At 39.9% G+C, this 22,970-nt stretch carries 15 protein-coding genes, 1 tRNA gene and 1 pseudogene; 8 read left to right on the forward strand and 9 right to left on the reverse strand.

What is annotated here, in order from left to right; translation table 11 throughout:
• Positions 1–112: 112 nt before the first annotated feature.
• Positions 113–346, forward strand: a complete 234-nt coding sequence (locus FFJ24_RS06915) for a hypothetical protein (protein WP_138823802.1) — start codon at positions 113–115, stop codon at positions 344–346.
• Between the two features lie 132 nt (positions 347–478).
• Here FFJ24_RS06915 and FFJ24_RS06920 read toward each other — a convergent pair.
• From FFJ24_RS06920 to FFJ24_RS06945, 6 genes are all read right to left on the reverse strand, one after another.
• Positions 479–552 (reverse strand) — tRNA-Arg (locus FFJ24_RS06920).
• A gap of 460 nt (positions 553–1,012) precedes the next feature.
• Positions 1,013–2,080 (reverse strand): SDR family oxidoreductase, encoded by a 1,068-nt coding sequence (locus FFJ24_RS06925; RefSeq protein WP_138823804.1) that lies wholly within the window; start codon positions 2,078–2,080, stop codon positions 1,013–1,015.
• A 98-nt stretch (positions 2,081–2,178) separates the two neighbouring features.
• Complete coding sequence (locus FFJ24_RS06930; RefSeq protein ID WP_138823806.1) at positions 2,179–2,760, reverse strand: Crp/Fnr family transcriptional regulator; 582 nt, start codon at positions 2,758–2,760, stop codon at positions 2,179–2,181.
• A 517-nt stretch (positions 2,761–3,277) separates the two neighbouring features.
• Complete coding sequence (locus tag FFJ24_RS06935; RefSeq protein WP_168202404.1) at positions 3,278–5,131, reverse strand: RagB/SusD family nutrient uptake outer membrane protein; 1,854 nt, start codon at positions 5,129–5,131, stop codon at positions 3,278–3,280.
• Positions 5,132–5,135: 4 nt separating this feature from the next.
• The gene (locus FFJ24_RS06940; protein ID WP_138823810.1) at positions 5,136–8,288 is read right to left on the reverse strand and encodes a TonB-dependent receptor; all 3,153 of its coding nucleotides are present in this window, start codon (positions 8,286–8,288) and stop codon (positions 5,136–5,138) included.
• Between the two features lie 192 nt (positions 8,289–8,480).
• Positions 8,481–9,584, reverse strand: coding sequence for a family 43 glycosylhydrolase (locus FFJ24_RS06945; RefSeq protein ID WP_168202405.1), 1,104 nt, complete (start codon positions 9,582–9,584; stop codon positions 8,481–8,483).
• 291 nt (positions 9,585–9,875) lie between these two features.
• On the opposite strand from FFJ24_RS06945, the gene FFJ24_RS06950 reads away from it, so the two are divergent.
• Positions 9,876–11,483, forward strand: coding sequence for a DUF6377 domain-containing protein (locus FFJ24_RS06950; RefSeq protein ID WP_138824043.1), 1,608 nt, complete (start codon positions 9,876–9,878; stop codon positions 11,481–11,483).
• A 74-nt stretch (positions 11,484–11,557) separates the two neighbouring features.
• Here FFJ24_RS06950 and FFJ24_RS06955 read toward each other — a convergent pair whose 3' ends face one another.
• Positions 11,558–12,352, reverse strand: coding sequence for a hypothetical protein (locus FFJ24_RS06955; RefSeq protein WP_138823813.1), 795 nt, complete (start codon positions 12,350–12,352; stop codon positions 11,558–11,560).
• An 872-nt stretch (positions 12,353–13,224) separates the two neighbouring features.
• Here FFJ24_RS06955 and FFJ24_RS06960 point away from each other — a divergent pair.
• Positions 13,225–13,911 (forward strand): DUF421 domain-containing protein, encoded by a 687-nt coding sequence (locus FFJ24_RS06960; protein WP_138823815.1) that lies wholly within the window; start codon positions 13,225–13,227, stop codon positions 13,909–13,911.
• Positions 13,912–14,033: 122 nt separating this feature from the next.
• Here the strand turns inward: FFJ24_RS06960 and FFJ24_RS06965 are convergent, their stop codons facing one another.
• Positions 14,034–15,413 carry a serine hydrolase gene (locus tag FFJ24_RS06965; protein WP_256377628.1) on the reverse strand — a complete coding sequence of 460 codons (1,380 nt, stop codon included), beginning with the start codon at positions 15,411–15,413 and terminating at the stop codon, positions 14,034–14,036.
• 616 nt (positions 15,414–16,029) lie between these two features.
• Here FFJ24_RS06965 and FFJ24_RS06970 point away from each other — a divergent pair.
• From FFJ24_RS06970 to FFJ24_RS06985, 4 genes are all read left to right on the forward strand, one after another.
• Complete coding sequence (locus tag FFJ24_RS06970) at positions 16,030–16,632, forward strand: HEAT repeat domain-containing protein (RefSeq protein WP_138823817.1); 603 nt, start codon at positions 16,030–16,032, stop codon at positions 16,630–16,632.
• 202 nt (positions 16,633–16,834) lie between these two features.
• Positions 16,835–17,533 (forward strand): DUF1826 domain-containing protein, encoded by a 699-nt coding sequence (locus tag FFJ24_RS06975; protein ID WP_138823819.1) that lies wholly within the window; start codon positions 16,835–16,837, stop codon positions 17,531–17,533.
• A gap of 125 nt (positions 17,534–17,658) precedes the next feature.
• The gene (locus FFJ24_RS06980; protein ID WP_138823821.1) at positions 17,659–18,375 is read left to right on the forward strand and encodes a DUF92 domain-containing protein; all 717 of its coding nucleotides are present in this window, start codon (positions 17,659–17,661) and stop codon (positions 18,373–18,375) included.
• A gap of 193 nt (positions 18,376–18,568) precedes the next feature.
• Positions 18,569–18,955, forward strand: a complete 387-nt coding sequence (locus FFJ24_RS06985) for a hypothetical protein (RefSeq protein ID WP_138823823.1) — start codon at positions 18,569–18,571, stop codon at positions 18,953–18,955.
• 430 nt (positions 18,956–19,385) lie between these two features.
• Here the strand turns inward: FFJ24_RS06985 and FFJ24_RS06990 are convergent.
• Positions 19,386–19,844 (reverse strand): annotated as a pseudogene (locus FFJ24_RS06990) (MaoC family dehydratase).
• Between the two features lie 578 nt (positions 19,845–20,422).
• Between FFJ24_RS06990 and FFJ24_RS06995 the strand changes: the two are divergent.
• Entirely contained in the window at positions 20,423–22,879 is a 2,457-nt protein-coding gene (locus FFJ24_RS06995) for a TonB-dependent receptor (RefSeq protein ID WP_138823825.1), read from the forward strand.
• Positions 22,880–22,970 lie beyond the last annotated feature (91 nt).

Here is a 22,970-nt window from a genome sequence, read left to right on the forward strand (position 1 = left end):
TCGCCAACCGCCAAACACTTATCGTTGATCCTTATTATCCATAAATACACCCCAATTGCCAAAATTTTAACTCACCTTTGCTTGTGGCTTGAAATTTGAGTCTCTTAAAATTATGGAAAACAGCAATAATCCCAAGAAGAAAATTTTAACGCCTTCTGTTGTGCATGACGATTTACCAGAGGTTAAAAAGCCTGAACATTTGAGGAAAGTACCGCTGGATCACGATAGCGGATTGCCCGAAAATCCGGAAAGAAACTATCACCACGAAGAATTAAAGAGTATAACCTCCAGTCATGACGAAATCAGGCAAGCAGATGATGATATCTGGAATGGGGAAGACGCTTAATTTAGGTGTTAAACTTATAGTTATTTACCTATAAAAAAAATAGACTTAAAATTACACTGCAATTTGTTGGTTAAAGTTAAACAAAGTCTAGAAAAAGAAAAAGCTTCCAGTTTTCACTGAAAGCTTTTTTTGTACCCCGGAAGGGATTCGAACCCCTGACCCACGGTTTAGAAAACCGTTGCTCTATCCAACTGAGCTACCGAGGCTCATTTTTTAATGAGCTGCAAATATAGAAGTTCTATTTAATATGTAAAAATATATTTTAAACTATTTAGAATGTACTTTTTATATTTTAAATAAGTAATTAACAACGAAGCAATTAAAATTGAATCTTTATCATATTAATTTGTTTTTCGGCCTCAAAGACCTGATTATTTTGAATTCAACGCCAGCGAACGTTTCTGCTCGGATAGAACGGAAAAGGAATTTTATGAATGTTCAGGCGGAACAAGCGGTGGACAGAAAGAAAAACTGGCCTTCACCATCCTAGTCCAAAGAAGAATGGGTGGCCGCAATGAGCGATAAGCGTATAGCAGCATTGCTCACCGATATGATGGCCTGAGATTTGCTAAAGCGCTGTATTGAATTTTTTGTACGGTATTTTATCCTGTAAAAATAAAACGCCATACCAATCGGTAGGCTTTATTAGTCTGGTATGCTGTGGTTTTAAGGTATGATCTTTTTCTGTTTCAATTTCTGGAATAAGCTGACAAAAGAATCTTCCGTGCTTTCAAAAGCAGTAAAACCGTATTTTCTGCTTTTAGACATATCGGTCATCACTTCCAGCGGCCTTCCTAAATCGAGGTCGGTATGCCAGGCTGAAGTCAACCGGTGAAGATTGCTTTCTTTCAGGCCGTATTGAGCGGCCATCCGGCCCCAGATATCCTCTTTATCTGCCATTTCTTTTTCCAGCGGCCTGATGGAACCGTCGTAACCATCTGCTTCAATTCCGAAATAAGCTGCTATTTTTTCCCATAACCATTTCCATCTAAAAACATCTCCATTGGTGATGTTGAACGCCTGATTTCTAGCATTTTCTGCAGTAGAGGCCCAGATAAGCTGTTTTGCCAATATTTTAGCATCAGTCACATCTGATATCCCATTCCACTGGGCTGCTGAACCTGGCCATACAAATTTTGCACCTGTTTCTTTGCATATACTTGCGTAAACAGCTAATGTAATGCCCATGTTCATCAGGTTGCCGATGGCATAGCCTATAACGGTATGCGGCCGGTGAATGCTCCAGGTGAAATGGTCCCTGTTTGCCGCTTCATACACTGCATCTTCCTGAGCATAATAGAAATTGGGGTAGGTTAACCTGGGATGTTCTTCCCTCACCGGTGTTTCAGGCCATATTCCTGCTTTCGCATAGGCTTCAAAAGGGCCCAGATAATGTTTTAAACCGGTAACCAATGCTACGTGGCGAACTGATTTTTTAGGAGCTAAGGCATTGAGCAGATTGCTTACCATGGTGCTGTTAACAATGATGTTTTCTGTTTCATTATCTTTCCTCATCCAGGTGGTAAATAAAACGTGAGTAGGACAAACATCTTTTAGTGCAACAGATAAACTTTCTTCATTTAGCAGATCAGCCTGAATAGTTTTTAACCCTTTAATAGGGATGCCGGGGTTTCTTGCCAAACCATAAGTAGTCCAGTTTTGTGCGATTAATTCCTCAGCAAGATTGCTTCCTGTAATTCCGGTTGAACCCACAACCAATGCAATATTTTCCATAATTGATGCCTTTTGTTAAATTTCTCTTATCACCACAAAAGTAAGAAGAGACCTTTGGTAAAATACTTGACCAGGATCAAGAGTTTATTATAGAAAAATTATTCATGAAATAATAGCTTTTTTCTTATCCTGCTAACCGTTTCCGGACTTAATCCTAAATAGGAAGCAATAAGGGTATGTGGTATTCTTTTAACCATATCGGGATTATGGTGTACCAGCGAGCGATACTTTTCCATTGCAGTAGACTTATTGGAAATCATTAGCCGGCGATCTTTAGTAACCAGACTATTTTGATACAGGATTCTGAAATAGCGATCCATTAATGGAATCTGAAGCGTTAATGCTTCATAATCATCAAAACTGATGAGCAGCAATTCGGCATTTTCGATAGCACTGATATTCAGCAGGGCTTTTTCCCTGTTGATAAAGCTATTGAAATCAGAAATCCACCAGCCTTCAAAAGCAAAAAGATTGATCCGTTCCTGACCCTTTTCATCGCTTACAAATGACTTTAGGATGCCGCTGCTTACAAATGCGAGATGATTGCAGATTTCCCCTTCGCGTAACAAAAATGCTTTCCGTTTGAGCCTTTTACCCGTAAAAAAAGTTTTCAGCAAGATCAGATCCGTTTGGTTCAAATCAACCTTATCACGAATATGTTTTATTAAAATTTCGAACATTCAATAATTAAGATGAATAATAATGCAATTTAAAATAAATTAACGGCCAGATTTAATATTGATGCATTTAAATAGGACGGTGATGATTGTTTAGTCCTGAAATAGCAATGCAAAAATGAATCGTTATGACAAGTATTAAAATTCGGGTTATCAAAAGTATACCCAAAAAGACTATTCCTTATCTTTTAAAGATCAGATTGTTTTCTGGATTGGACAACTTAATCATAACCCAGCAGGTAATAAGGTATTGTTTCCAAAAATTGGCATTAATAGCTTTGATTGAGCTTTGTACAAAGTTTAACCTTGATCATTGTATGTGCTGATACTCAACAGCCTCAAATAAAAATTTTAGTGAAGTAAATAGATCGTTTCAGACCTGAACACCATGTTGTATGATAGATAACATGATATTATATAGGGGAGGATCGTAACAATAAACAATGCATGCAGATTTAGGAACCATCTGCATGCATTGGAGAGCTGCCGGAACGACTATCCCTTCCGGGTTTTTGTCGGTTTACCAGCCATAATTTTGAACCAGGTTTGGATCTTTATCAATTTCTGATTGTGGTATGGGCATCAGGTAGTGTTTATCTGCAAAGACACGGTTTTGCAAGATAACGGTTTTGTAAAATACAGCCACCCCCGCCGCCTCGCTGGATACATCCAGCCCTGTACTGCTCAGTTCAGCTGCTGAAGGACGGGCGTTTAGTCCTAATGCTGGGGCATTATCTACTGTTTTGGCAATTAGCCAGCGCCTTACATCCCAGAACCGGTGGCTTTCAAATGCCAGTTCTACCCGGCGTTCATTTTGGATCCGGTTGCGCATACCACCTTTAGTATTGTCTGCAGGCAGAATGGGCAGGTTGGGCATGGCCACCCGACTGCGTACCAGATTAAGGTATTGATAAACAGAGGGGTCTGGTGCATCAAGATATTCATTCATGGCTTCTGCATAGTTCAGGTATATTTCTGCCAGGCGGAAAATGGGAAAGTTACGCGTGCCGGTACCTGAATTGGCATTTCTATCATAACCGGGCGACAAAAACTTGCGGACATTATAACCCCAGGGATTTGTACCCGATTTGCCCGTTGCCCAACCATCTGTTATGCCGTTGCCGGCGCCATACCAGGCCAGTCTTACCGGGCGCTTGGTGGCGTCGAACCGCCACACATCGTACTGGAAAAAGATACTGGCATAAAACCGTGGGTCGCGATCTTTGTACATGTTGGATATATTACTTACCGTTTGAAATTTCAGGCCATCCCATAACTGCCCGCTCCAAACCCCGGTAGTATTGTAGCCAGAACCTGTTTGGTTAATCGGATAACCATTTTTCATCTCATAAGCATCCACAAACTGCTGTAACGGGGTAAGTTTTCCATTTCCCTTAAAAGGGGAGCCATTGGGCAGATAATTACCATCAATATCGGTAGAATTACTGAGGATGCGCTGCAGGATGGTTTCGGTATAATCGCGCGTGTAAAACTGTGCCGCATAATTTTGTACCGGATTATCTGGAAAAGGCGCATACAGTTTGTAAATGCCCAAATCAATAACCGCTTTTGCTGCGTCTGCGGCCTTTTTCCATTTTTCTTTATCATAACTACTGTTAAAGAGCACTTTGCCATCTTTGTTTTTTATACTGGCGTAAATGGGATTGCCATTAAATAGCGGGCTGGCTGCATACAGCAAAGTCCGTGCTTTTAGTGCCAGTGCCGCGCCCCGGGTAATGCGGCCGGTTTGTGCCGCTTCCTGAGTGAGTGGCAATGCAGCTGAAATTTCATCACATTCTGAAGTGATAAAATTTACGACCTCATCTACCGAATTACGTGCTACCTGGGTATCTTCCAGGTTCCCGGGGTCTACATCGTTTGAGCTGGTAATTAATGGAACCGCTCCATAGCGTTTAAAAAGTTCAAAGTAAAATTGAGCGCGAAGAAAACGGGCCTCAGCTTTGTAACGTGGTTTCCAAATCGCATAATAACTTTCCCGATCCAGCGGTACAGGAACTGCGTCTATGCGTTTAATAAAGATATTGGCCCTGCGGATATCCTGGTATTTGCCAGACCAGTTACCATACGGATTATCATTGGTGCTCCATGCGCCAAGGTTATATTTGTAGGCATCTACCGCCTCTCCATTATCGAACCAGTGGTGGTAGGTTTCATCTGTTGCAGCAGTTAAGGGTGAGGTCAGCTCATTCGGTAGTGCGTTGTATAGACGGGCCAACGCCTGCTCTGTCAGATTGATATTGTTATAAACATCATTTTCGCTCGAATATTCGGAGGGAACAACGTCCAGGTATTTTTTACAGGACGTGCTGCTGAATAGTAGTGCTGCCAAAAGCAGCTTGATTATGTTTTTCATGGGATTACAATGAAGCATTTATTCCTAAGTTGATTACGCGCATTTGAGGATAGTCTCCAAAGCCATTGGTTCGCTCCGGATCGAAAATCTTCATTTCAGACCAGGTAAAAATATTTGATCCGGTGGCAAAGGCCCTGATATTGGTGAGTCCGATTTTTTTGATCCAGGTTTTGGGCAATGTGTATCCTACCTCCACATTTTTAAGCCTTACATAATTGGATGATCTAAGCCAGAAGGTTGAGTTTTGGTTGTTATTTACATTGTTGGATGAAGATAATCTTGGCCATTTGGCATTTGGGTCAGGATTCTGGATGGTCCAACGTCCGTCCATATAGTCGGCCAGCACAGAGCTGTTGCTGGCGAAAGCCCATGCGGAAGTACCGGTTAACCAGAGTTTTCCTCCGGCAGCACCCTGGAAAAGGACATTCAGGTCAAAGTTTTGATAAGTGTAGGACACCGTTAAACCCAAAATTGATTTTGGGGTGGTTACCTGGCCCAGATAACCTTCATCCTGACTATTAATCACACCGTCATTGTTTCGGTCAAAGTATTTGATATCACCCGGGCGAACGGCACCAAATTGCTGGGTAGGGCTTGCAGCAATATCTGCTGCATCTTTAAATAAGCCAAGTGCAGTGAGGCCGTAAGCTTCATTGATCTGCGTACCTTTTAATCCCCGGTATGGCAATGCATATATCGGCTCGGCAGCATATTGTATCCGGTTGGTGGCATAAGAATAGGAGCCCCGTAACATCAGGTTGTGGCTGCCGAAACGTTTGCGGAAGGTAATTTCCCCTTCAAAACCTTTGTTGTCTACAATACCCGCATTGATGGCAGGTAAATTTTGAACACCCGTTACATTTGGAATGATGGCTGCCGTGGTCAGGATCTGCGAGCGCCTTTCGGTAAAAACATCACCGGTAAAAGCGATCTGCCCTTTAAATAATTCGAAATCTACACCAATATTGGTTTTTTTTGACTGTTCCCAAGTGAGAAATGAATTCCCGGTGGCACTTTCCTGAGCACCGGAGTAGCCATCTCCATCTGCCGCCAGACCGAAGCGGTAGCCACTGCCGTTACCGGTTTGCCAGGTACTGAGGTAGGCAAAGCGGCCAACACTGTTATCAACACCTACTATACCATAAGACCCCCTTAATTTCAATAGGCTTACCACTTTAGAATCTTTCATAAACTGCTCGTTAGATATGATCCATCCGGCAGAGGCCGCCGGGAAAAAGCCCATGCGCCGCCCCTTCATAAAGTTCTCTGAACCATTATAGCCCGCATCGAATTCCAGCACATAACGCCTGTCAAATGAATAATTAACCCTACCTACTATTCCTAATTGTTTATAGGGTAAGGCAGCGATGGCGCCATCAGCCGTGGCCGTGGCCAGGAAACTTTGCGACTGGTTATACCGGAGCATCCCCGAAACCACATTTTTCTGCGCAAATGTCCGGTCATAGTTCAGGTAACTTTCAAAGGTCGATTTACGGCTACCGTTGGCAGCGATGGCGAAACCGAGCAAACCATCACCTGTGGTCAGTTCTTCATACCTGCCTTTGCTCAAGTCCGTTTCATTTTCGTTCGTGATAAACCTGTAGGTAGAATAATTGCGTTGTCGGGTAATGTTTCTGAAGTTCTGCGCATCGTAAGCAAAGCGTGTTCTAAAACTTAGTCCTTCGGTAACAAAGGGCAATTTTAGGGTAAATCCGATAATTGAGCTTAAGGTATTTTCAAAAAAGCGTCCATATCCAAACTGAGTTAAACGGCCGTAAGGATTGGCCGGTGAATCTTTTTGCCCGGACACCGAACCGTTTGGATTTGTTAAAGGATAAAGATAAGCTGGTGTATTGCGTATTTCAGACCAGAATGCGCTTGCCGTTTCTGTCGGATAGTTTCGATCGCGAACAATGTCTGAAAGATTGAGCTCCAACTTTAGTGTAGGCAAAAGATCAATATCAATGTTGCTTCTGAAGTTGTATTTATTCATTACTGCATTGATATTGTAGGCATTGAGGTCATCGTATTTGTACAATCCATCCTGTTTTAAATAGGCCATGGATACAAAATACCTGGCCGTTGAAGAGCCTCCGTTAACATTGAGGTTAGCTTGGCTCATCATGGATGAGGGCTTGATCAGTTCTTCTGTCCATTTCACATTCGGATATAGGTATTGATAGGTTGGATTACTGCGGTCGCGGAATTTATTCAGGTAGGCATCGGTGTAAAGGTTGGCATTCAATCCGTCATTATTCAGGGCTTCCCTAAACAAGGTTAGCGCATCGAATGAGTCAAGGTATTCTGGCATATTGAACGGACGTTGTTGCGAAGTCTGTGCGGTAAGTGAAATAAGTGGTTTACCTGTTTTTCCCCGTTTAGTCGTAACCAGTACAACTCCATTTGCACCCTTCATACCGTAAACAGCTGTGGCAGCTGCATCTTTTAAAACGCTCACCGTTTCTACATCGTTCGCATCAATACCATCAATACTGTTCTCAATCCCATCAACCAACACCAGGGGGCTTTTGCCCTGGTAGGTACCAAACCCACGGATGTAAAGCGCAGAGCCGTCGGCCCCGGGCTCGCCACTGCTCTGTATGGTTAAAAGACCGGGTAAACGTCCGGCAAGGCTGTTGGTCAGACTGGCGGTTGGGGTGCGCAACAGTTCTTTTGAGCTCACCGAAGTAAGTGCACCGGTAACGTTATTTTTCTGTTGGGTACCGTAACCTACTACCACCACATCTTCTAACATGGCTTGGTTCTGGCGCAGCTTAACCGCAATAAATCCGCGTGAACTGACGGTGACTTCCTGCCGGATAAAACCCACCATGCTATATACCAGCGTTGCATCTTCAGGAACTTTGATCAGGTAGCCACCATTAACGTCGGTAACTACACCATAGCCAGTGCGGCCTTTTATGCTAACCACTACGCCGGGCAGGCCGACCCCGCTGGTGTCGGTTACGGTTCCTCTGACTTCGATATCTCTCAATGCATAGTTAACAGAAAATATGTCAGGCATATTTTTTTTAGCCGTGCTGGCATGCACAAGGGCAGCAGAACAACAGCAGATCATCATGATGAAGAACACTTTACGGAAACCAAGGCTTCCGGCAGCAGCTCTTCCTTTATTGTAGTGTAAAAGTTTTCTCATAGCTGGTTAAATAGTTTTTTTTCAATTAGTGGTTTAAAATAGGTTGACAGATAGACGGCGGTCTTTCTGTTGATCACGGTTTTTTTTGGCATCATACATGATTTGATCCGGTTAGTGATATAAAAAAAGGCTAAACAGTGCCCATCTTGCCGCTTTAGCGGCACAGTATAAGATGGGGTTATATTCATTGGCCTATTGTTCGTTGATGGGACAGGGGAGGTTTATCCCCGTACTGTTGGCGGTTCCGAAATCAGGTGATCCATCTGCCTTCCAGGAAAGCTGCTGCATTCTTGTCGTTCTGGCCTGTCCGGGATCATTTGGCATGCTGCGGGCGTGATAGATAAACCAGTTTTCGGTTTTCACCGTGCCGTTTTTATCGGTGTGGCTACTGGTAAAAAAACCATTATGTCCAGGCCCATAGACCGCATTTTTATCACTCTTTACAAATACCTGTTTTTTGTTGATCCAGTTTTCTGCAAGTGCGGGGTCGCTGCCGGTTTTCAACTGGATCTGGGCCAGGCAGTAATGGTCACTGCTGTATCTGCTGGCCGAGAAAATGATAAATAAGGGGCTGTTGGCGTCGCGTTGTAGCATAACCGGTGCTTCGTTTACTCCTGCACCAAGAAAAGCGGGTTCCCATTTTTCCCAGTCGTTTGTTGGTGATGAGATCTTGATTCTCGGCCCGCTGATGGTCCAGGGGTTCGACATGGGCGCGAGGTAGATATATTGTTTATATTTCTCTGTTGGATTTTCCCAGCCCGACCAGACGAAATAGTTTTTATTGCTTACTGTAACCACAGAACCATCTATTGCCCACTGATCATTTGCCGGATCGGCAATTTTACCTTTGAAATTCCAGGTACCCTGGGTAGGATCTGCGTTATCATTTTCAAGCACAAACATGCGGTTACTATCATCTACACCCTTTTGTGCTGCAGCAACATAAATATACCATTTTCCCGCTAAAAAATGTAACTCGGGTGCCCATAGGTCGGCAGAATGATCGGTATTTTCAGGTGGGGTCCAAACTGTGGTTTCAGTAGCAGCAGCGAGTTGCGACATGGCCGTTGTTTTAGCTATTGCCACACGGTTACCTTTAGTTGAAAGAAAATAATAGTTTCCATTTTTCTGGGCTACAAAAGGATCGGCATGATCGCCATTGAGCAATGGGTTTTGAAAATACTTCACCACCGTGCCCTGTGTGGTGAGAATAGTATCTCCCTGAGAACTTTTCTGACAGGCTGTGGTGAAGAGCGGAAGCCCTGCAGCCATCAGGATAAAAAATCTGTTTCTCATAAAGTTTGAAATGATAGTTATTTGGTTTAGCCAAAAGTAGCAATCAAAAAACGGTATCGTTTCCATCCAAGGCCCGCTTTTCTTTAAATCAAAATCAGATAAATTATAAATATCTGAAATATAGTATTTTATGAATATTTTGTGTTTTTAAAATCAAGACTTTTTTTAATGTTCGAGTGGAGATAGCTACTACATTACTGGTTTTGGAACATGATATGGAAACAGCATTTTAACTTAAATAATAATTTATTGTATGTTTATGTACAGAGCCGCAGGCCAACAGCATTATTGATGATAAAGAAAATTTTTGCATTTATTATTCCGCTCCTTTATGTGTTTCCCGTTTATGCGCAAACTTCAAAAGCGGACAGTTTATGGAAAGTACTCAGGTTGGAACTTTCAACAGAAAACAATTATATCCGGCAAAAAGAACAAAAGATTGCCAGACTGCGTAACCAGCTTTCGGCCATTGCCACACCCAGGTATCTGGAGCGGTACAGATTGTTATCTGCATTATTTAATGAGTATAGTTCTTTTCGTTTTGATTCTGCTATTACAAATGCTAATAAATTAATTGCGCTTTCAAAACAGCTGAGCGATAAACAATACCTCATTCAAAGCCAGATGGGACTAGCTACAGTTTTGGTAAAGTCGGGCTTTTATAAGGAGGCTTTTGAAACAATTGCTGGAATAGATACCATTGGCGGCCCAGGTAAATTACATTTTGACTATCTAAATTTACGTGGCATGCTTTTCGATGAAATAGCGGCTTACGATAATGATGCATATTATGCCAGGGGCTACCGTAAGGCTGCCCGAAAAGAATTTGAAAAGGCGGGGAGTTTGATTGACCCAAGTGAACTTGAAAAAACCATTAACCTTGCTTTTTTGCATGGCTCCGGGCAAACTAAGCAGCCAGATGCAGCATTTTATTACCGCTATTTGTTGAATCACGATCTATCCGAACACCAGATTGCGATCATCGCCACCAGAATCAGTCATGCCTATTCAGGCGAGGATAAATTGATGTTGCTTACGCTTGCGGCAATTAACGATATCCGGTCGGCAACGAAGGAAACCTTTGCCATATTTTTGCTGGGGCAGGAACTGTTTAAAATGAACAGGAATGATGATGCTTATGTATGTATGCAGGAGGCGCTCGGTAATGCCGCTTTTTATGGAACCAGAAACAGGGCAGCACAGATCGAGTCGGTATTACCGCTCATTGCAAGCAGGTTGATAGAGGAAAAACAGCATGAAAAGGAAATGCTTTGGATTGGAATTGTGCTGTTTATTCTGGTGGCCATTGTATTGCTTTTCCAGTTGGTGCTTTTCCGCAAACAGATGATCCGGATTGAACAGAACGATCTGATCATTACAGAGAAGAATACAGAACTTGAAGATGTAAATGGCAAATTGTGGGAATCATCACGAATCAAGGAAGAACTCATTGGCCTGTTTTTTAAAACCTGTTCTTCCTACATCGAAACGCTCGATAAAGTAAAACGCAAAGCGCAGCACAACATTAAATTAGGAAAATATCAGGATGCCACCCAGGTGCTGGGAAATGTGCACATACAAAAAGAGAAAACCCAGCTGTTTAGTACCCTGGATAGCGTTTTTCTGACCCTTTTTCCGAACTTTGTTTCCTCTTTTAATGCACTTTTAAGGACCGATGAACAGATTGAGTTAAAGGAAGGGGAAATGCTCACCGCCTCGCTCCGTATTTTTGCACTGATCCGTTTAGGGGTTACCGATACGGAAACCATTGCCCGCATACTGGATTATACGGTAAATACGGTGTATACCTATAAGGCTCGTATGAAAGCAAAAGCATTGGTGCCTCCGGAGCAGTTTGAGGAAAAGATTATGGAAATTAAATTTACAGATGAACGCTGATGAAGCAGGAAGTGCCAAATATGTAAATAACACTTTAGGATATTACGCTAATTTATGAGCTATTGCAGTATCGTTTAACGGGTTGCGAAAAAGCTGACATAGATCCATAGTCCCGCATAAAGTAAAAGTACAATAGCGAAAAGTATGGCCATTACCAGGCCCATTTGTTTCCAGAAACTTATTTTCTTTTTTTCCCCTCCAGGTTTATCGGGAAAATAGATGGATTTAATCAAGCTTGCTGCAACAATGATAATGATTACGCCAACGAACCAGCGCATCCGGTAAACCATGTCTTTCAGGTGCAGCCAGCGCGCAACCGTTTTTTCTACAAATGTACTGCTGCTGATGCTGGTCACATATTCTCCCATTTCTGAATAGCCTATTTTGATATCAAGTTGCTTCTTATCTTTAAGATAAAAATAAGCGTATGGCCTGGCTTCCATTTTCATGAGCTTCCCATTCCGTAAAATTGTTACTTCGGTATGGTCAAAACCTAGTTTGCGTTTGAAAACTTTTCTTACCTCGATGATCTGTACTGGCGCAAGGGTCTGTTCCTTAACAGTCGAGTCCCAAAGCAAGCTGCTTTGTATAACCATATATTGGGTGGCAAAAGTTAATAGGGCACTATATCCCAACAGATAGCCTAAAAAACCATACCATTTAGCCTTTTCAGCAAATCCGGTTCTTAATGCAGCATATATGGCAACAGGTGAAATGCCTATCGCTACCCATTTTAGCAGGCCCGACTGTAGTTTGATTTCAGTCATTTCGAACATAAAACGTGAAGCCAGGTAGATGAATAACCATAAACTGAAATAGCTGATCAAGAACCAGGTTTCGGCTCTGCGGAGTTGATATTTTGTATTCATGGAGTTCAAGTTCGTTTTAGCATATTGATTCTGGTTATGCGTAATGCGATACCTTTATTAACAATAATTCTTCGAAAAGTATTAGGGAAAATAATAAAATTTGACTGGTTTTTATTTAAACCTTAGTAATGAATGTTTTGCGCAATAAGTATTAAAGATACCACATCTTAAAATTGCACAATTTTAATTTTTTTGGGGATCGCTTCAGAAATAATCAGCAATTTACGGGAATGAATAAGCTTGCTGGCAAAAGTAAACTGATCTAATATAAACTTTCCGGGCTTTTATCTACGGCATATCAGTTATGATACTTAAAATAAGGGGATTAATTATATCCATAATTAACCCCTCAATCTAAATTAACGCGCTCAAGCTTTCTCCTGTGCAGGACGTTCACCCCTTACATTACACCATAAGTAAAAATTTATCAGGCGGTTTTATGCTAACCAGCATAAATTGGTTCAGAAACGGGAGAATCAAAAAAAATGATTCAATGGATTAAATATAACTAAGTCTTTTCGCGGATAATATTAAACCTCCGCACCTGTGATCGGTTTAGAAAATAAACCTCATCTGATCAGAATTTTCAAAGCCGGGCTTTTATCATTTTTGACAGAAATGAAATCAATGTTTAGAAATATCTATTCTTACAGGTGTTTTTTACAAATTCAAAAACTTTAAATAACAAAGCATAAACCTTTATTACCATTTCCATGTTAAGAGCAAGAGAGAATAATAATCCAGTTATTATTAACATTAGATTAATGGCCGTCACATTTCACATTCAATGCGATAATTATAAAAAAATCATTTTTTGGAAATTACTCCAATATAAAAATGATTAGATCCAACCTAAAACTTAATTGATTATTATGACTTCCTTCAACTGGAAAAACATATTCCTAAACGATCTTGACTTCACCATTGCGTTGGAAATTGGCATCCGTACCGTTATTATGTTTGCCCTGGTACTGATATTCCTGCGGTCTACCGGTAAAAAAGGAGTACGGCAGCTCAGTATCTTCGAGGTGGCCATTATTATTGCACTTGGCAGTGCTGCAGGCGACCCCATGTTGAGTGGTGAATCCGCAATCATTCCATCTGTATTGGTTTTCCTGGTGATTTTACTCATTTATAGGATCATTACCTTTTTTGCCGCTAAATATCAAAAAATTGAGAATATACTGGAGGGTGTACCCATGTATATTGTTGAAGATGGCAGGTTTACCATGAATGAACAAGGGGATGCCAATTTTGCGCAGGATGAATTTTTCGCTGAAATGCGTGCAAAGGGCATTGAACATGTTGGTCAGGTAAGGGCTGCTTTGCTCGAAACCAACGGCCAGGTAAGTTTTCTTTTTTTTGACGATGAAGAGGTAAAACCAGGCTTGCCCATCTACCCAAAACTATATAATAAGAAATCTAATGTAATAGCTGAGCCCAGACTTTATGCATGCACAAACTGTGCAGAAGTTTTACACCTAACGCATCAGCAGGCTTGCAGTCGTTGTAACAGAGAAGAATGGGTAGCCGCACTTAGCGATAAGCGTATTAAATAGTACTTGCGCCGACAAGCCGGCTTCAGACATATTTGCATTGGAGGATAGTGTAAAAAATATCCATATAATTTTGCTTGTATCTTACATATTAAAGGCCTCGCCTGGTATATTACTTATTAAGATTATTTTTTTAGCCGTTCTTTTAGCTTAGCAATAATTACTTCGGCACTTTTGTTCTTTGGATTGAGTTTTAATGCCTTTTCATAATTTATAAGTGCTAAATCATACATTTCCAGCTCGGCATAGGTTTCGCCCAAACTGTCGTAAGCATTAGCACTTGATGGATATAAGTATACATTTAGCTTAAATAATTCCAAGGCATCTTTCAGTCTTTTCTGCGATACAAATTGATATCCCCAAGCATTCACTTCAATTTCTGTCAGGACAAAATCTTTATTTTTTGATTTTAACTTTCTAACGGTTACATAAGCATTTTTGTAACCGTTCTTATCTAAAGCCAATTTCAAGGCTTTACCAGAGGGAGACATTCCGAAACCATTAGCAGCCTTCATATCCGGTATAAATACTCCTGCAAGTTCATCTATAAATCCATCAGGCGTACCACCCGATAAATTCGTTAATATGATAATGGAAAGATCATCTTTGGGATAAACAAATACAGCAGACCTTCCTCCACCTACAGGAGCCACTGCAGGATGCTCATTTCTTACTATAACCGGCCACCCTGCTGCATAACCATTAAGAAGTCTGCTAAAACCAGAGGTTTTTCCATTATTTAATATATCTGGCTTCCAAAGTGCTTCTAAACTTGATTTCTGCTTTAACAATACCATATTCTGCAGTGCAATAACCCAATTTGCCAATTCATTGGCTGTAGCGCTCATGCCTGCCGCCGTTTGTAATGGCATAGGGAAAGAAAAGAACATATTATTGAGCTTGCCTTTAGCGAATTGGTATTGGTTGGCTGCATTAGGTACCAGTTCTTTAGATGCGCCAAACCCTGACTGAATGGTAAGCGGCATACCTACACTTTCCAACTGTTTTTTAGTAATATACTCCTGAAACGAAATGCCGCTGAGTTTATTGATAATAAGACCGAGCAGATAGTAATTTGTCTGATTATATCTAAATTCTGCACCTGCAGTAAAATCATTGGGCATTGCTAATACCTTTTTCCATGAAAGTTCAAAATTGTCAGCAATCATTACTGCTTCCTCTTCATCTACAAGATCAGGAATTCCTGAAGTATGAGATAAAAGTTGCTGTACTTTCACCGTTTTCCAAGCTTCAGGAATATCTGTCAGGTACGTCGAAATCGGCAAATCCAGTTTTAATTTTCCTTCTTCCACAAGTTGTAGAATAGCAACGCCCACAAATGCCTTAGTAATGGAGTTGATTGTAAATACTGTTTTTTTGGTTACAGCAATAGAGTCCTGAATATTGGCAATTCCATAATAGCCCGTTTTGATGATTTTACCATCTCTCACAATTGCAAGTTGTAGTCCTGGAATCCTACGTTTTGCATCTGGTGCTGAATAAATATATCAATGCTGTCTGTTTGAGAGAAAGCAGAAAGGGTACATGAAAGTGATAGGGAAACTGCCAGAAAAAACTTCAAAAAATGTTTCATGTAGAATAATGGACTAGGTAAGGATAATGTCTGGAATAATGACGGATAAAGATATACAGATATAGCAATCAATTTATATAAAACCTGAGAATTGCACGGTTTTAATCTCAAAATGGGTTTACTGGAAAACAAGGTTGTTAGAAACACATCAATAATTTAACTTTTGAAATGATTTTCGGTAGGCCAGAAATATTGATAATAAATGAGTTAAGTAAAAATTAAAAAAGAATCCTGGATGTTTTTGAAATATGGCACAGGAAACGTTGCACGCTTATTAAGTACTAATGAGATACCTGAGCAGAATTACTGAACAAAATAGACAACCACATACCCTTTTTGAGGGTAATTATGCATCGGGTAAAAATCAAAGCTGCATAAATTGCTTTTCAATATTTAAAGCCATATAAATTGGAGATTGTATATTTATAGTAGAATAGATCATGCCATAATCTCTGATTAAAAATCGCGGATGTGACAGATTAAACTTTGAAACAGCAGAACAATTGAATAACGCTATACAAGACAGGATGTTACCATCAATCATTGATCATATTAAACAAATTGAACATGGCTTTAAGCATATAATAGCGGCTGGCGATCAGATTTTAGCAGATCAGGAAGAGCATCATTTTGACCTTGCTCTAAAGCTTCTTGCCGACAACAGTTACCAGGTAAGGATGCTGGCTACCTATATTTTGGGGGAGCTTTCGCCAACCCATCCGGATGCGCTTCTGACCCTTAAGACACGGGTGGCAGATGATCAAAACTGGCGGGTGCAGGAAATGCTTGCAAAAGCTTTTGACCAATATTGCAAAGTTGCAGGTTACGAGAAAAGTATTCCAATTATTAAAAAATGGCTTTCAGACCCTAATCCGAATGTGAAAAGAGCAGTGACAGAAGGGCTCCGCATCTGGACAGGCCGCCCTTATTTTAAAGATCATCCGCATATTGCCATTACGCTGATCGGTACAAATAAATCAGATGATAGCGAATACCTGAGGAAATCAGTTGGGAATGCCCTGCACGATATCAGCAAAAAACATTCCCAAGCAGTGTTAGATGAGATTTCGAAATGGGATTTGAAGGAGAAAAAAACGGCATTTACCTATCAACTGGCTATGGGGAAGTGAATTCCAGATGTTGAGTCGAAAGACTGCGCTTAGATTTTATATGCGAATATAAACAATCTTGAAACAGGATTGGGCTTAGTTTACGACTACGATTGAAAGAAATCGGTAAAAAGCTAACCGCCTTTATTGTTAAAAAAACATCTCATCCTCACTTTCGCCTGCGCTATTGCTTATTTTTGGGGGCAAATGGTTATATTATAAAATGGATAACAAATTCTCAGATAATTCAAAGGTTGCGGTTGTATCCACTTTTTCTGATCTTATAGATACAGCTTTTAAAGGAGATATTAATGCAGTTTGCTGGCATAGAGACCTGTTGGGCGATTTTAAGGAAATTGTATCCAAAATTGAATTGAAAGCGGATCTGACAGTAGTATCCATGGAAGATCTCCAGGCACTCGAGCTCTCAGAAAAAGGAAGTATGGCCAGGGCGGTTATCCTAAACGATTTTCAGTTGTTAACCGATGCCGGCGCATCACCTTCGCTGAACTTAATTAAAAGTTACGAACGTGATGAAGAATTCGATTTTATTTCAACAGATGTATATTCTTTTCACGTAGACCGGTCGCCGATTGCTACCGATACTTTTTTATGTACCTATTATGGTGCTGTAAGTGAAATCTTAGCCAATCACCAAGCTAAACAAAAAGTGCTGTTGCCAGAGATCAGGCAGAAGCTGCAGGAATTATATGATGGTACGGAGGAGGGGTTTGAATGTTTTTTGACGGAGCATTATTTCGACCTGCATTACCAGGCCAAACCAGGGGCAATACCTGTAAATCTGGGATTGGGCCATTTGTGGAGACTGGCGGTAGATCATCCTGAGAAACAGTGTTTACCTTGTATCCATCGGGCACCAATAGAAAATAATGGGGAGTATAGATTGCTGCTCATCTGCTAAATTAGTCTGGGTTAAGTCTGTAATAGAATTGAATGTTATGGTTTTCTATTTTTCTCATGCGCTAATAACATTGGTAAATATATGTTATGCCCTATTCATCAATATAATTCAAATATATTTGCGACATGTTAAATAGCAGCATTTTTTTGCCTGTCATCATTATTGCTGGTATTGCTTATAGTATCCTGGCCAAAAAACTGACCATTCTGGCTGCGCTTACAGGCGGCACGCTGGCCTGTCTTATTTATATTGCCGCTGGTTACACAGGTGTTGCGATGATGAGCCTGTTTTTTATCATGGGTTCTGTGGCCACTTCCTGGCAAAAACATAAAAAGCAGTCTTTTGCCACAATAGCGGAAACTAAAAATGGACGCAGTGTGCTGCAGGTGCTGGCTAATGCCGGGGCTGCTGGTCTTGCGGCTATAGTGATTTTATTTTATCCCTCTTTCACTTATTTAATGCTTCCCGCAATGGCGGCAGCTTTTGCTTCAGCTACTGCAGATACGCTATCATCAGAGCTGGGGATGGTTTATGGAAAACGGTTTTTTAATATTATTTCTTTCCAGCCCGACCGTTGCGGGATGGATGGTGTGATCAGTCTGGAAGGAACGGTGATCGGTATTGGAGGTAGTTGTATTATTGCTGCTATTTATGCGCTGGGGTATGGATGGAATATTAACTTTTGCTTTATCGTTATTGCTGGAACGGTGGGAAACCTGACTGATTCTATACTGGGTGCTGTACTAGAGCGCAAAGAGATAATAGGCAATAATATGGTCAATTTTTTGAATACATTAACTGCCGTGCTTGTGATGTTGATATTGGAAATTATTTTTATTTAAAATTGCTGTGAATAAGGTAGATACGATATGATTTTGATAGCGAAAATCATGTTCGCCTATGAATATCAGGCCGATTATACTTTGCTACCTTTAATTTTTCGATACCCTTTTTTAGTACGATCAAAATTTATTTCTAGCCAATTTGTAATAAGTTTTTTTACGATATTTATCCTATTGTTTATTCCATAAGATCATGAAAAAAATCATTTTTGTTTTACTGCTGGCAGCCTGTGGATTTTCAGGTTACGGGCAAACTTATCAACCTATCACCAGCAAGAATAAAACCTACCTGGAAACATTAAAAGGAGTGAGTTACAGTTATAAACAGGGCATTGTTACCCTGAAGAATAATGGCAACTATGCTTTAGGTACTGTGAGTGTTATAGCCTCATCAAAAGTTGACAGTACCCTTTTTGGGATTGCTTTGTTTGAGGATGGGATTGAAAAAGGGGAGTCTGTTAAAGCCGAAGTTTATTTTACTACCGGTCGGGCCAAGAAGGTACATGAAGTGCCTTTAAAGCAGGTTGATCAGAAAAACCTGGTACTGTCTTTTGATAAGGCAACCCGTGCTGTAAAATAATGGTTTGCATTATTAATTTTTAAAGTGCTGATTTTGAACTTGCAGGCCAGGCATTACGGTGATAGTTTAGCAAAAGAAGACTGATTGCCCCAGAAAAATAGCCTGAAAATCAGTATCGTTAATTATTGAAGATCAATTTTACCATAACAGGTGATAAATATTTAACACTAGATTAATAATCGGTATTTAGATTTGCGGTGTAAATATTTGGTTAGTATTTATAAGTTTAGGTTAGTTGATTATAAATGCCCGGATGGATATCTGGGCATTTTATATTTTAAACCATACATGTAAAAAACACCTTAAAACGTCACTTACTCAATAGCGCCTTGACCCAGAAACAAATGCTTCTATATGGTTAAATGTTGCTTGCCAAAATTAATTTGCCCGACATTAAGTTGCTCAGATATGAAAACTAAATGAGATAATATTATATAAAATGATATAAGAATACCACGTCACCTACGTATGCCGGCTTCGGTTGGTCTTTAATTACAAGAGTAGCCTGAATGGTAACTTTAGTGATTCCCCTCAAATTACTGATACAAATTAATTTAGCTTTTAACTGCACTTCGTTATCCACTAAAACCGCCTGGCCAAATTTAAAACGTTCAATACCATAGTTAATTTCCATTTTAGTATTGCGAACATCTGCAATTTGCTTCCATAAATAAGGAATTAAGGATAAAGTTAAATACCCATGTGCAATTGTCGCCTTAAATGGTCCTTCATTTTTAGCTTTTTCCGGATCGGTGTGTATCCATTGATGATCCAGGGTTGCATCGGCAAATTTATTGATCTGCTACTGGTCTATAGTATGCCATTGCGAAATGCCTAGTTCTTTACCTAGATGCGATTCATACTCTTCAAAATTATTGATCACCAACATATATTCTGTTTATAGGATTAGTACTGTTTTAACACGTCCTTTAGGTACAACAATCCCTCAGGTATATAGTTTCATTCACGTTTTTGTATTCAATGATAATCATAATAACGATGTGTTTAAAGGCTACGGATAAAAATATTTTAAAAAAAAACATTGCTCAATATTGCTTTGGTTTTTAGGTTATTTATAATCAGCTAGATAAGTGCCTAAGTTGCTGATTAAAAAATCTTAATAAAAGAAGTCCGGTATAAAAAAATGGCACTCGGTTGATCTGTGGCTAACAAATGCTGCTTGGTTATCAGTACATACCTGTTTTGAGAAAATGTAAAATATAAGATGGATGATGGAATCTTCCGAACGCTAAGATCTTTGTGGCTAACTTAAGTAGCCAGAGTCTAAATATTACAACTGCGAAAATAATATTTTACCAGCCTTCTCGCACAACACCAGCCATCTTTTTATTTAGTAAGATTCATTGATTTGGATTCTGCTAAATATTGTCTAAATATTTTATTTGATTTATTTAAATTAAAATTTAGATTTGTCTAAAATTATATTTAGATAAATCATTTATATTCATGAAATCCCTGTTACTATATTGCTTCTGTTTTTTTATAACGCTAAATGCCATCGCTCAAAAGGTTATAGTTAAAGGAGTAGTGACTTCTCAGAATGAACCTGTAGAAAATATCACTATTAAAATTTTGGGTACCAACAGATTTACAAAATCAAATAATTCAGGTACTTATCAATTAAATGAAATCCCTTTTGGAAATTGCGATCTCGTTTTTTCAGGTGTAGGTTATCAGTCCAAAAGAATTAGGATAACATTAAATGGAGATACGGTTTTTGTTAATGCTGACTTACTAAGTTTAGCTTCCGATTTAAATGATGTAGTGATTACCGGCGTAAACCGGGCAACACAATTACGGAAAAGTCCTGTGCCTATTGCTGTGCTTTCTAAAAAAACGATGGACCAAAACGTCAATACCAATTTGATAGAAGCCATTGTGAAGGGAGTGCCAGGAATTACGGCGGTTACCACAGGTCCAAATGTTTCTAAACCTTTTATAAGGGGCTTAGGTTATAATCGTGTGTTAACTTTATATGATGGCTTAAGGCAAGAGGGGCAACAATGGGGCGACGAGCATGGAATAGAGGTGGATGAATATGGCATTACCAGAGCTGAAGTAGTAAAAGGACCTGCCAGTTTAACTTACGGTTCAGATGCATTGGCCGGGGTAATTAATATGATTCCTTATACACCGAATTTTGAAGATGGAAAATTGAAAGGCGATTTTACCGCGAATTACCAAAGTAGTAATGGGATGATTGGTTCGTCGCTCGGACTAGCTTACATTAAAAACGATTGGAAATATACCTTTAGGGCGACCAGGAAAACAGCGCATAATTACCAAAATAAAATTGATGGATTGGTATATGGAACAGCTTTTAGAGAATACAATTTATCTGCCAGTGCCAGGGTAGATAAGGCCTGGGGTTTTACTAAAACAGCCATTACCTTTTACGATAATTTGATGGAAATTCCTGATGGCAGCAGAGATTCTTTGTCCAGAAGATTTACCAGACAGGTTTTGGATGATGGAGATGATATCAAAAACAGGCCTGTTGTGCCTGAAAGTGATCTAAAGACCTATTCCATTAATCCCTTGCATCAAAATATCCAGCATTACCGGTTTTACAACACCAGTCAGTTTAAATTTGGAACGAGTGATTTAAATTTATTGATTGGCGGACAGCAAAGTGTAAGGAGAGAATATAATCACCCGACATTACCAGGTCAGGCGGGGCTTTACGTTGTGTTAAACACTTTTAATTATGATCTTAAATACAACCTGCCCGATTTTGCAGGTATCGAAAGTACCATCGGGCTTAATGGTATGTATCAGGCAAACAGGAGTAAAGATGCTACCGATTTTCCTATACCCGATTATGATCTTTTCGATGTTGGTGCTTTTTACTTTGCGAAAAAATCGATGGGTAAGGTAGATGTTTCAGGAGGGATTAGGATAGACAGAAGAAATATACACTGGAGTGATTTTTATGTTGGTACCGATTCACAAACAGGTTTTGGTAAACAGGTAAGTTCGACCGATGCCACTGGAAAATTGCAATTCCCTTCTTTTAATAAAAACTATTATGGCGTATCAGGAAGTTTAGGTTTAACTTACAATATTTCCGAAAGGCTTTTGATTAAGGCCAATATTGCGAGAGGTTACAGGGCTCCAAATATTACAGAAATCGGTTCTAACGGATTAGATCCGGGTGCGCACATTGTATATCTGGGCAACAGGACCTTTAACCCAGAATTTAACCTTCAGGAAGATATTGGCATTATTGTTTACTTAAAAGATGCTGAAATAAGTGTGGAACTGTTTAATAACAATATTCAGAACTACATTTACCAATCTCGCTTAACCGATGCCAACGGAAATCCAGTGGTTATCGTTCCCGGAAACCTGACTTATCAGTACCAACAATCAAAAGCCAGGTTATATGGTGCAGAGATTTCTGTGAATCTCCATCCAAAGGCTTTAAAATGGCTAAGTTTTAACAATAGTTTGGCTTATACGGTAGGATTGAATAAAAACCAGGCGCTATTGGATCAGCACGGCGGCGATGCCAAATACCTTCCTTTTATTCCGCCTTTACAATTTAGAACGGAAATTAAGGCAACAGCGCAAAAGCCTGTTGGTATTTTTGATAAACCTTATATTAAAATCGATGCTGCTTTTTTCGCAGATCAGGACAAATTTTATGCGCTTGATAATACTGAAAGTTTTACAGCAGGTTATACTTTGATTAACGGGGGAATAGGGGCAGCCCTGAAAACAAGAAAAGGAAAAACCATCTGCGATATTTTTCTTCAGGCCGATAATATTTTCAATATCGCTTATCAATCTAATCTAAACAGATTGAAGTATTTCGAATATTACAACCGCTCGCCTAATGGCCGGTCAGGGATTTACAATATGGGCAGGAATTTGAGTTTTAAATTGATTATTCCAATTTAAGAGTGAAAATAATGAGGATGTATCATGATATCAAGTTGTCATACAGAGCTTGTCGAAGTACATTGTTTAGATGTCTTAATAGCGTTTCGAC

Origin of the sequence: Pedobacter sp. KBS0701 (genome assembly GCF_005938645.2) — a bacterium.
Taxonomy (GTDB): Bacteria; Bacteroidota; Bacteroidia; order Sphingobacteriales; family Sphingobacteriaceae; genus Pedobacter.

Excerpts from the sequence above, each read along its gene's own strand:
- FFJ24_RS06915 (WP_138823802.1), top strand. The coding sequence starts at position 113 with ATGGAAAACAGCAATAATCCCAAGAAGAAAATTTTAACGCCTTCTGTT.
- FFJ24_RS06925 (WP_138823804.1), bottom strand. The coding sequence starts at position 2,080 with ATGGAAAATATTGCATTGGTTGTGGGTTCAACCGGAATTACAGGAAGC.
- FFJ24_RS06930 (WP_138823806.1), bottom strand. The coding sequence starts at position 2,760 with ATGTTCGAAATTTTAATAAAACATATTCGTGATAAGGTTGATTTGAAC.
- FFJ24_RS06935 (WP_168202404.1), bottom strand. The coding sequence starts at position 5,131 with ATGAAAAACATAATCAAGCTGCTTTTGGCAGCACTACTATTCAGCAGC.
- FFJ24_RS06940 (WP_138823810.1), bottom strand. The coding sequence starts at position 8,288 with ATGAGAAAACTTTTACACTACAATAAAGGAAGAGCTGCTGCCGGAAGC.
- FFJ24_RS06945 (WP_168202405.1), bottom strand. The coding sequence starts at position 9,584 with ATGAGAAACAGATTTTTTATCCTGATGGCTGCAGGGCTTCCGCTCTTC.
- FFJ24_RS06950 (WP_138824043.1), top strand. The coding sequence starts at position 9,876 with ATGATAAAGAAAATTTTTGCATTTATTATTCCGCTCCTTTATGTGTTT.
- FFJ24_RS06955 (WP_138823813.1), bottom strand. The coding sequence starts at position 12,352 with ATGAATACAAAATATCAACTCCGCAGAGCCGAAACCTGGTTCTTGATC.
- FFJ24_RS06960 (WP_138823815.1), top strand. The coding sequence starts at position 13,225 with ATGACTTCCTTCAACTGGAAAAACATATTCCTAAACGATCTTGACTTC.
- FFJ24_RS06970 (WP_138823817.1), top strand. The coding sequence starts at position 16,030 with ATGTTACCATCAATCATTGATCATATTAAACAAATTGAACATGGCTTT.
- FFJ24_RS06975 (WP_138823819.1), top strand. The coding sequence starts at position 16,835 with ATGGATAACAAATTCTCAGATAATTCAAAGGTTGCGGTTGTATCCACT.
- FFJ24_RS06980 (WP_138823821.1), top strand. The coding sequence starts at position 17,659 with ATGTTAAATAGCAGCATTTTTTTGCCTGTCATCATTATTGCTGGTATT.
- FFJ24_RS06985 (WP_138823823.1), top strand. The coding sequence starts at position 18,569 with ATGAAAAAAATCATTTTTGTTTTACTGCTGGCAGCCTGTGGATTTTCA.
- FFJ24_RS06995 (WP_138823825.1), top strand. The coding sequence starts at position 20,423 with ATGAAATCCCTGTTACTATATTGCTTCTGTTTTTTTATAACGCTAAAT.